This is a genomic window from Nocardia sp. NPDC051756 (genome assembly GCF_040681495.1).
In the GTDB taxonomy this organism is placed as follows: domain Bacteria; phylum Actinomycetota; class Actinomycetes; order Mycobacteriales; family Mycobacteriaceae; genus Nocardia.
Genome location: NZ_JBFAYV010000008.1, coordinates 139,854 through 148,910 on the forward strand (window position 1 = coordinate 139,854; position 9,057 = coordinate 148,910).

A 9,057-nucleotide genomic window follows, 5' to 3' on the forward strand; every position below is an offset into this window, starting at 1 on the left:
ATTCGGCGTACTACCAGGGCAAAGTTCCGGAGGCATCGAAGTAACCTCCGGTCGGACCGTCCGGTTGCACCTGCGCCATCCGAACGATGATCTCGGCACCCTGCTCGACGGTCTGAGTCCCTCTGTGCTCGTTCAGATCCGTCGCGGTGTAGCCGGGCTCCACCGCGTTGATCCGCATACCCGGAAACGCTTTGGCGTACTGCACGGTGACCATATTGACCGCGGCTTTCGACGCGGGATACGCGACACCCGGATAGAAGTAGCCGGGCGCACCCGGTGTGGCGACGTTCGCCAGTGACGCCAAGCCACTGCTCACGTTGACCACAACCGCCGCGGCAGATCGCTCCAACAGCGGCAGAAACGCATGCGTCACCCGGACCACACCGAAGACGTTCGTCTCGAACACCGTCCGCATCATGTCGGCGGTCACCACCCCGGCGCCGATCTCCGCGCTGTCCCGAGACTGCGCTTCGATACCGGAAATGCCCGCGTTGTTGATCAGCACATCCAGCCCGCCGTCGGCGTCGATGGTCTGCACGGCCGCTGCGACGGACGCGTCATCGGTCACGTCGATGACCACCGCCCGTGCGCCCACCTGTTCCGCGGCCCGGCGGCCGCGTTCTGCATCCCGACTGCCGAGGTAGACGGTGTGCCCTGCCGCGACGAGCCGGCGGGCAGTCTCGAATCCGAGCCCCTTGTTCGCTCCGGTGATCAATGTCGTTGTCATGACTCCAGACTCGCGCCGATCCGCCCGGTCAACCAGTCGCCTGAGCTTCCTGGGACTGCTGATACCAGGCACGCCGGCCGCCACGCGGGCAGACTGAGAAACATGGCAACAGCGGAATTCGGGAAGGCGGTGCGGCTCTGGCGCGACCGGGTCGCACCCGAGGCCGCCGGGCTGTCCGCCGGTGGGCAACGGCGCGCGCCGGGACTCCGCCGAGAGGAACTGGCGATGTTGGCGGGTATCTCCGTCGACTACGTCACGCGGCTCGAGCAAGGCCGCGCGTCCAACCCGTCGACGCAGGTGGTCGAGGCGCTGGCCAGGGCATTGCGCTTGTCCGCGGTCGAACGCACGCTTCTTTTCCGGCTGGCCGGGTTGGCCCTGCCGGACCCGGACACCGTGCCCACCTACGTCACCGCCAGCGTGCAGCGGGTGCTCGACCGGCTGACCGCAACGCCCGTCGCGGTCTACGACGCCGCCTGGACGTTGCTGCAATTCAACCAACCCTATGCGGCATTGATGGGCGAACCACCCGCACGCACCGACCCGAACCGCAACGGTGCGTGGCGGCATTTCGCCGGCCCCGGCATCCCCACCCGCCGCACGCCCGAGGCCACGCTCGCACACGAAATCTCCCTGGTCTCCGATCTGCGCACCGCCGCCGCCCAATATCCGGCCGACCAACGCCTGCGCAAGCTCATCGCAGACCTGCGCGCCAACAGCACCCGCTTCGTCGAGCTATGGGATTCCGGCGCGGTCGGCCGCCGCGAGGCCGCACAGAAGACGATCGACCATCCACGAGTAGGTCCGCTCACGATGGATTGCGACGTACTCACGGTCGCAGGCAGCGACCTGCGCATCATGATCTACACGGCCGAGCCGGGCACCGAGGACGCCGAACGTCTCGCACTACTCACCGTCCTCGGCACGCAATCCTTGACCGGGTAGCGAAACCGATCGTCGCACCCCCGTGACCACCGCACATTCTGGAAACCCGGGTAGCGATCACTCGACCGAACCTGTCGGTGCCCTCTGGCAGGGTGAGGGAGAAGTCGAACAACCTACCTGCTGGTCGTCGGGGTGGCCGTGGGGGAAGCTCGAGGTGGACGATGACTCCTACGACGACGCCCGATGAGGCGGAGATCCGGGGACTGATCGATAAATGGGTGGAGGCGTTCCGCCGGCGCGACGTAGATGCCGCGATGGCGATCCATGCGGCGGATACGGTGTCGTTCGACATCGCTCCGCCCCTGCAATACATCGGGACGGACACGTATCGGAAGCCGTGGGAGGAGACGTTCGCGAATTTCTCCGGCCCCATCTACTTCGAGATCCGCGAACTGGACATCACCCTCGGCGCCGACATCGCGTTCAGCCGCAGCCTCAACCACATGATGGGCACGACGGTCGACGGCCAGGACGCCGACATCTGGCTCCGCTGGACGGCCTGCTTCCAGAAACGCGACGACCAGTGGCTCATCGTGCACGACCACACGTCGGTGCCGACCGACTTCACGAATGGCACGTCCGTACTGGATCTGACACCGTAACGGCCACAATCCGAACCGCGCGGTGTGGAAAACGAACCCGGCCAACGCGTTACGCGCGACGCATCGCGTCGGCGTGGCGACACGAAACGATTGCCGGGCGTGGCGCGATTGGGACACTATGCGTACCGACCTCACATGTGGTGAGCGGCGGCAAGCCGTACGACGGCTGGTTGCCGTGTGTCATCTGATGAATCAGCTCGTCGACCTGGCCGAAGACGGCGCGTCGGAGCCGTTGATCGAGCAGGCGCACACGACCCGCCGACTACTCCAGGATCTGGTCCTGGACATGGTCGCGTCGACTTACACCCGCCCCTGACCTACCCGTTCCGATATTGCTTCGGCGTGCCGACAATCCAGACGGGGCAGCAAACCGAACTTAGATGTGAAGGCATCGACGTTTCGGAATGAGGTCACGATGGGCACGTATCAACCCGCCAGTGCGTCCCGCCAGCACCAGGTGTCCGTGTACTGGTGCAGCGCGCTGAGTTTTCCGTCGAAAACCCGCCAGACGTGGGCGAATTCGGCCTGCACCGCCTTGCCCGTCGACCGGGCGGTGCCGCGATAGTGCCCGGTGACGATCACCGCGCCGTCCTGCGCGTCGAACCAGTCCTCGGCGTACGGCGCGATCTCGAAGTCCCGGAACACCGGACCCCACACCGCGGCCAGCGCGGCCGCCGGACTATCCGGCGCGGTCTCGGTGACGCTGGGCATCCCGGGCGCCACCCGAGCGGCAAAGCGCGGGTGCAACAGCTCGACGATCGCCGCCCCGTCGCCGGCCTGGGTCGCCAGATAGAACTTCTCCACCACATCTCGATTGCTCATACCACCACATTAGAGCGATCCTTCTAATTCGGACAGAGGGGGCGAAAGGTTCGATGTTCAACCACGGTTCGACGGCGAGATCGGTTGCGCAGCAGCCCATGCGCGCGCGATTCGCGCGGCGTTTGCGGTGCCGCGATGACACCGTGCGGCTATCATTTAGTTAATCGTTCGGGGTACCGGGGGTCGGGTGGTAGCCGAGAGCGGCTCGGCGAGTCATGACAAGGCAGGGGTTGAGTGGCCACGATCGCGCAACTGAGGGCAATTCTCGCGGTGCTGCATATCGACCCGGGCGACGCCGATGCCCCCGCGCCCCACGACACCGCGGTCGAACGCGCCAAGCTGGCGGCGTTGTTGCAGCGGGTGTTCAGCAGCGAACTGCGCAGCGCGGTGACCAACGCGCCGGATCAGAACGAGCTGGCCCGCCGCTGGACCGCGGCCAGCACCCAGCCCGCGCTGGCCGGCGAAAACGCCACCGAACAGGCCCATTTCGACGCGCACTGGCTACACAACCGGATCGACGCATTGGCCCCGCGCGACACCTCGGACCAGGCCCCGGTGCTGCTCGACGCCGCGGCCCGCGCCGCCGAGGCCGCGCAGGTGCTGCTCTCACTCAGCAGCGGCAACCCGCACGGCGACGGCACCGAATCGCTCTGGCAGACCGCGCTCGACGACTTGGCCTCCGCGTTCCACCTGATCAACGACGAGCACAACGCGATCACCCAGCCGATCGAGTAACGACGTCAGCTCCGGCCGATCTTGGTGTGATTGAGCCGGAACTTGAACAGCGCGACCAGTCCGCCCGCCACGCCGACGGCGATCAGGATCAGGCACGGCTTGACAATGTCGCCGAACCCGGCGCCGTGCAGGATGACGTCCTGATATCCCTTCAACGCCCAGTACTGCGGCGTGTACGGCGACAACGCGCGCGCCCAGGCGGGCAGCGTGTCGCGCGGGGTGATGGTGCCCGCGAGTCCGCCGATGGCCAGCGAACCCACCTGCGCCATGATCGCCAGCTGATCGATGCTGCGGCACAACGAGACCAGCGCGATGCCGAATCCCCAGGTGGCGACGGCGAGCGACGCGGTAAGCGGAACCAGCAGCCAGGTCGAGCCCTTGCTGTGCAGGTCCCACAGCGTGAACGCGACCACCCACAGGAAGGTCAGCTGGAACACCGAGAACAGCACCGACGGGAACGACTTCCCGATGATCACCTCGACCGCCCGCACCGGCGCGGCACGCAGCCGATCCCAGGTCCCCCACTCGTGTTCGCGGAAGAACGAGGCACCGAGCAGGGTCGTGATGAAGAACGCGAACAGCACGATCGTGCCCGGCCCGGACTGTTCGATGCCCGTGGCATTGAAGTATCCGGTCAGCCGCAACTGCGCCCGGTTGGCCGGGGTCAGGAACGCCATCATGCCGATCGGCAGCACCATCATCACGATGAGCTGGGCCGGGTCGGAGCGGATGCGGCGCAGGTCCGCCCAGGACAACGCGCGTACTCGATCGACAGCAGAGTCATGCAACAGCATCTCGGATCCCTTCCACGGGCGGCTCGTCCGCGTCCTGCGCCGCGCGCATGATCGCCAAGTACGCGTTCTCCAGGTTCGGGTGATGGATCTCCGCGGCCAGCAGCTGGTCGGTATCGGTGTCCAAGGTGGCGAACAGTTGCGCGAGCAGCTGTCCCGGCGCGTTGGTCGGGATGTTCAATCGCTTCGACTCCAGCACCACGGCGCCCGGCGCGGCGAGGAAGCCGCCGAGGCTCGTCGGGATGGCCGCGGAGAACTCCAGGCTCACCGCGGATTGCGCGTACTGCTCGACCAGATCCGTGGCACTCCCCTGTGCCAGGATCTGGCCTTGATGCAGGACGACCACGCGCGCGTCGAGCACTTCGAGTTCGGGCAGATAGTGCGTCGCGTAGACGACGGAAGCACCCTGATCGGCCAGATTGCGCACCTCGACGAGCAGGTCCTGCCGCGCCGAAACGTCCGCGCCGACCGTCGGCTCGTCGAGCCAGAGCACGTCCGGCTCGTGCAGCAACGCCATCGCGGTGTGCAGCCTGCGCTGCTGACCACCGGAGAGCTGATGCGCCCGCGTCTTCAGGAAGGGCGTGACCCCGAGCCGCTCGCCGACCTCGGCGATGCGCGCGGTCAGGTCCTTGCGCCCGACGCCCATGAGCCGGCCGAAGAAGATCAGGTTCTCTTCCGCCGTGAGCGTCGGATATACGCCGAGTTCCTGCGGCGCGAGACCGAGCTTGCGCCGGGCCTGGCGGGGGTTGCTCCGGATGTCGATGCCGTCGATGCGCACCGTGCCGGAATCGGCGGCGGTGAGGCCGGACACGATCGAGGCCGTGGTGGTCTTGCCCGCGCCGTTGGGGCCGAGCAGCCCGACGATCTCGCCCGGCTGCACGATCAGATCGATCCCGGTGAGGACCTGTTTCTTACCGTACGACTTGTTCAGGTCGGCGATCTCCAGCATCCCGCACCTCCTCACTCAGAATTGGCCATGGGGCGCCCCAGCCGGCGGCGCCGAGCACCGAAACTTCCCCGGCGACAACGTCTTGCGCGGAGAACGCGTTGACGATGTCGGCGGCGACCGGCGCGATGGGGTTGCTCACGGCACGTCCGCCCGGCGTGTTCGTCAGGTCGGTCCAGAGCCGCGGCGGGCGGACCACCACGACGTTCCAGGGATGGTGTCGCGCAACGTATTCCGCGAGACCCTCGACCGCCGCCTTGGCCGCCGCGTAGTGCGGCCACCAGCGCGGCGGCGCGAGCACCGCCTCGGACGAGATCATCACGACCGTCGCGCCTTTGCGCAGCCGCGGCACGCACACCGACAGCGGGGCGAACACCAGCCGGGTGCTCGCCGCCATGAACTGCGCGGCGGTCTCGACCGCGTCCGGCGCCAGCGGCAGCGTCGGAATCGCCGGTGCGGCAAGGAGAACCACGCCATCCAGGGGGCCTTCCGGGAGCGCCGCGCCCAAGGCCCAGCCGTCGCTGGCGTCGGCGAGTACCGGCCACAATCGGTCCCGGTAAGCATGCGAGGCGGCGGCCAGTACCTCGGGTGCGCGGGTGCAGCTCACCAGCACGCGCGCGCCCTGACTCGCCAAACCCAGTGAGACCGCGGCACCTAAACCGCGGCTACCGCCGACGACCAGGATGGTGCGTCCGGCCAGCGCCTCCGAGGGCGGCAGGATCGCAGCCAGTTCCGCCGGATCCGGCCCGGGCACCGACTCTCTGATCAAACTCTGCACGGTGACGTCGGCGCTGGCCCCGCAGCGCATACCGGCGCGCAAGGTGACAAGGCCGGACCGCCTGTCGACCTCAGGCTCGTTCGTTTCGAATTCGACTGCACCGGAACCGGATCCGTGCAATACAACCGTGCACGCGACGAGCAACGCATCCCGGCCGGGTGTGCACATCCCGGTCCAGTAGCTCGCCCAACCCAGCACTGCCGCAACATGTTCCGGAACTCGTCCGCCAATGACCCGGGACACCAACCCCGCGATCAACGGATAATCCACCGAATACGACCCACTCTCCTGACCGGGTGCCTGCGCGGAATCCCCCGCCAGATCGGCCAATCCGAGCACCCGGGGCGCATCCCGCCGCGGCTGATCCTCGGCGGCGGGACCGCACCACGGCAGCACCGAGCCGAGCCGGCACCGGATGCCGACCACCTCGATCCCGCCGAAGCTGACCCGCCCGCGGGCCTCGCTCTCCGACACGGTCCAGTCCACCTCGTAACGGCGGCCCGGAATCGTGGGCTGCCGGAACGTCGCCCGGATGTCGCGCACCGCCATCGGGTCGGTCGTCTCGGCCAGCGCGGCCAAAGCCAGGGTGACCACCAGCGCACCGTGCGCGACCGGCCGGCCGTAGGGCGAGCGGTGGCCGAAGTCGTTGTCCACGTGCAGCGGATTGCGGTCGCCGACCGCCGCGGCGTAGGTCGCCACATCCGTATCGGTGACCCGGAAAACCCGTGAGTTCATGACACCCGCTCCTGCCGTGCGGCCGCGACGGACGCGGCGATCTCGGCGAGCGAGGGTTCGGAGGTGAGCGTGCTCTCCGGAAGTTCCACCGCGAAGGCGCGTTCCACCGCGTAGACCAGGCGCACCTGAGCGAGCGAGTCCCAGGTGTCCATGTCGCCGCGGACGGTGTCGGGGCCGTGCGCGGCCGGCTCACCGACCACCTCGGCGAACAGCTCGAGCAGCTGCTCCATCAGATCAGTAGCCATGTTGCATCTGCGCCTCTCGCACATGCGGGCTGCGCGCGAGTGCGCCGCCCGAAAGGTCGTAACCGAATACCGACCCCTGTTCGGACTCCGCTTCGAGCGCGAAGCCGTGCCCGGGGTACAGGTCGCGCACCAGCGCGTTGCGGGCGGTCGGGAAATACCGGCCCACCAATCGCGAACTACCCTGTGCCAGCGCCCATTCGGCGGTGGCGGCCAGGAGATTGTTTTCCGCGTTCCGGCCGATGACCCGGCAGCTGAGCAGCAGGGTGTCGATCTCGACGACGCCGCCGAGGTCCTCGGCCAGCAGCACGCCGACGATGCCGTGGTCGGCGAAGCGGTCCCGCAGGCGCAGCGTGGCGGCGAACCATTGCGGGTCCTCGGCCATCTTCCGGACCTGGGTCTGGGTGTGCCTGCGGGTGGTCAGGTTGAACTGGTTGGTCTTGGCGATCAGCTGCGCGGCCCGGTCGAGGGTGGTGCTGTTGATCGGCTCGATCGTGGCCACCATCTCCAGGCCGGCCAGGAATTCGTCGAGGTTGTCCGTCGCGGTGCGCTCGGCGGCGGCCAGCGCCTGGTAGGAGCGCTGCCTGGTGAAGTCCTCGGTGGACAGCGAGCCGGGATGCAGCCAGGGCAGCGCCGCGAGTTCGGTGGCGAACTTGGCCGGCGAGGCGGGCAGGCACAGCGCGCGCACCTCGGGATGCGCGGCGAGCACCTGGGCGCATTCGGCGGGGTTGTCGTCGACGAAGACAAAGCTGTTCAGGCCGAGCCGGATCTTGTCCGAGATCTCCTGGAGCTGTTCGGATTTGGGCCGCCAGTCGGCGACGATGTAGGTGAAGTCCTCGACCCGCAGCACCATGCCGGGCGCCTCGGCGATGGCGCGCAGGGCGAGATCTCGGTCGTTCTTGCTGGCCACCGCGAGCAGCACGCCGCGCTCGGTCAGGGCGCGCAGGTAGCGCTGGAAGTCGGCGAACGCCTCGCCGTCCAGGCCGGTGCCGACGCGGATGCCGTCGATGCCGTCGTCGCCGAGAACGCCGCCCCACAGAGTGCCGTCGAGGTCGACGACGACGCAGCGCGCGGAGTGGCCGCGGTCGGCGGCGATCGTGTCCGCGATGGCGGCGGCCAGCCACGGCAGGCTGTCCGGCGCGTACGGCTGGCGCACGCGGTACCAGCTGCGCGGGTCTTCCCACTGGCGCAGGCCGACCTGCGCGGCGAGCTGCTCGACGTCGACGAAAAGCACTCGGCCCGCGGCTTGTTCGGCGAGGCGGGCGTTGATCTCGCGGACCCGATGCGAGAGCGATTGCGGTGCCCGCCAAGCGGCCGGACCGTATGCGTCCACGGCGGGCGGCGCGAAACCGAGCTGCACGACCCGGACACCGGAACGCGCGGCCGCGTCCCAGAGGCCAACCCAGCGATTGACGGTTTCGTCGACCGTGCCGGTGACGTCGTGGTGCGTCCCGGCCAGCACCACGTAATCGCCTTCACGGAACGGCGTTTGGGGCGCGAGCAGCACCTGTTCGACCTGACCGAACGGGAACTCCAGCAGTTCCGGGGTCAGTCCCGCGCGAGCGCCCGCCAGCGGCAGCAGCTCGGCGAGGAAGTCCGTGGTGTAGGTGGCCAGCAGCGCCATCCGCACCGCGATCCCGGGCATACCGGGTTCGCGCGTCAGCGCTTTCGCGCGCTGCGTCCACGCCACGTAGCCGTCGGCGGGGGAAAGTTCTACTGCCACATCGGTTGTCATGA

At 68.1% G+C, this 9,057-nt stretch carries 11 protein-coding genes; 4 read left to right on the plus strand and 7 right to left on the minus strand.

Annotated features, from left to right (window positions below; genetic code table 11):
* Positions 1-10: 10 nt before the first annotated feature.
* The gene (locus tag AB0M22_RS33405) at positions 11-727 is read right to left on the minus strand and encodes an SDR family NAD(P)-dependent oxidoreductase (RefSeq protein WP_364735422.1); all 717 of its coding nucleotides are present in this window, start codon (positions 725-727) and stop codon (positions 11-13) included.
* A 102-nt stretch (positions 728-829) separates the two neighbouring features.
* Between AB0M22_RS33405 and AB0M22_RS33410 the strand changes: the two genes are divergently transcribed.
* From AB0M22_RS33410 to AB0M22_RS33420, 3 genes are all read left to right on the plus strand, one after another.
* Positions 830-1,669 (plus strand): helix-turn-helix transcriptional regulator, encoded by an 840-nt coding sequence (locus AB0M22_RS33410; RefSeq protein WP_364735424.1) that lies wholly within the window; start codon positions 830-832, stop codon positions 1,667-1,669.
* 161 nt (positions 1,670-1,830) lie between these two features.
* Positions 1,831-2,271 (plus strand): nuclear transport factor 2 family protein, encoded by a 441-nt coding sequence (locus tag AB0M22_RS33415; RefSeq protein WP_364735426.1) that lies wholly within the window; start codon positions 1,831-1,833, stop codon positions 2,269-2,271.
* A 187-nt stretch (positions 2,272-2,458) separates the two neighbouring features.
* Positions 2,459-2,587, plus strand: a complete 129-nt coding sequence (locus AB0M22_RS33420) for a hypothetical protein (RefSeq protein ID WP_364735428.1) — start codon at positions 2,459-2,461, stop codon at positions 2,585-2,587.
* 110 nt (positions 2,588-2,697) lie between these two features.
* Here AB0M22_RS33420 and AB0M22_RS33425 read toward each other — a convergent pair whose 3' ends face one another.
* Positions 2,698-3,093, minus strand: coding sequence for a nuclear transport factor 2 family protein (locus AB0M22_RS33425; RefSeq protein ID WP_364735430.1), 396 nt, complete (start codon positions 3,091-3,093; stop codon positions 2,698-2,700).
* A 234-nt stretch (positions 3,094-3,327) separates the two neighbouring features.
* Here AB0M22_RS33425 and AB0M22_RS33430 point away from each other — a divergent pair, with 234 nt between their 5' ends.
* Positions 3,328-3,828, plus strand: coding sequence for a hypothetical protein (locus AB0M22_RS33430; RefSeq protein WP_364735432.1), 501 nt, complete (start codon positions 3,328-3,330; stop codon positions 3,826-3,828).
* A gap of 5 nt (positions 3,829-3,833) precedes the next feature.
* Here AB0M22_RS33430 and AB0M22_RS33435 read toward each other — a convergent pair whose 3' ends face one another.
* From AB0M22_RS33435 to AB0M22_RS33455, 5 genes are read right to left on the minus strand one after another with little or no spacing between them, the layout of a single operon-like run.
* On the minus strand, positions 3,834-4,622 hold the full coding sequence (locus AB0M22_RS33435) for an ABC transporter permease (protein WP_364735434.1): 789 nt from the start codon (positions 4,620-4,622) through the stop codon (positions 3,834-3,836).
* The gene (locus tag AB0M22_RS33440; protein ID WP_364735436.1) at positions 4,609-5,568 is read right to left on the minus strand and encodes an ABC transporter ATP-binding protein; all 960 of its coding nucleotides are present in this window, start codon (positions 5,566-5,568) and stop codon (positions 4,609-4,611) included. Before AB0M22_RS33440 ends, AB0M22_RS33435 begins: the two co-directional genes overlap by 14 nt.
* Positions 5,531-7,078: an SDR family NAD(P)-dependent oxidoreductase gene (locus tag AB0M22_RS33445; RefSeq protein ID WP_364735438.1), complete on the minus strand. Its 1,548-nt coding sequence runs from the start codon at positions 7,076-7,078 to the stop codon at positions 5,531-5,533. The genes AB0M22_RS33440 and AB0M22_RS33445 overlap by 38 nt, the downstream gene beginning before the upstream one ends.
* A complete protein-coding gene (locus AB0M22_RS33450; protein WP_364735440.1) occupies positions 7,075-7,323 on the minus strand; it encodes an acyl carrier protein in 249 nt (82 codons plus the stop codon). The genes AB0M22_RS33445 and AB0M22_RS33450 overlap by 4 nt, the downstream gene beginning before the upstream one ends.
* Positions 7,313-9,055, minus strand: coding sequence for an HAD-IIIC family phosphatase (locus AB0M22_RS33455; protein ID WP_364735442.1), 1,743 nt, complete (start codon positions 9,053-9,055; stop codon positions 7,313-7,315). The genes AB0M22_RS33450 and AB0M22_RS33455 overlap by 11 nt, the downstream gene beginning before the upstream one ends.
* Positions 9,056-9,057: the final 2 nt, after the last annotated feature.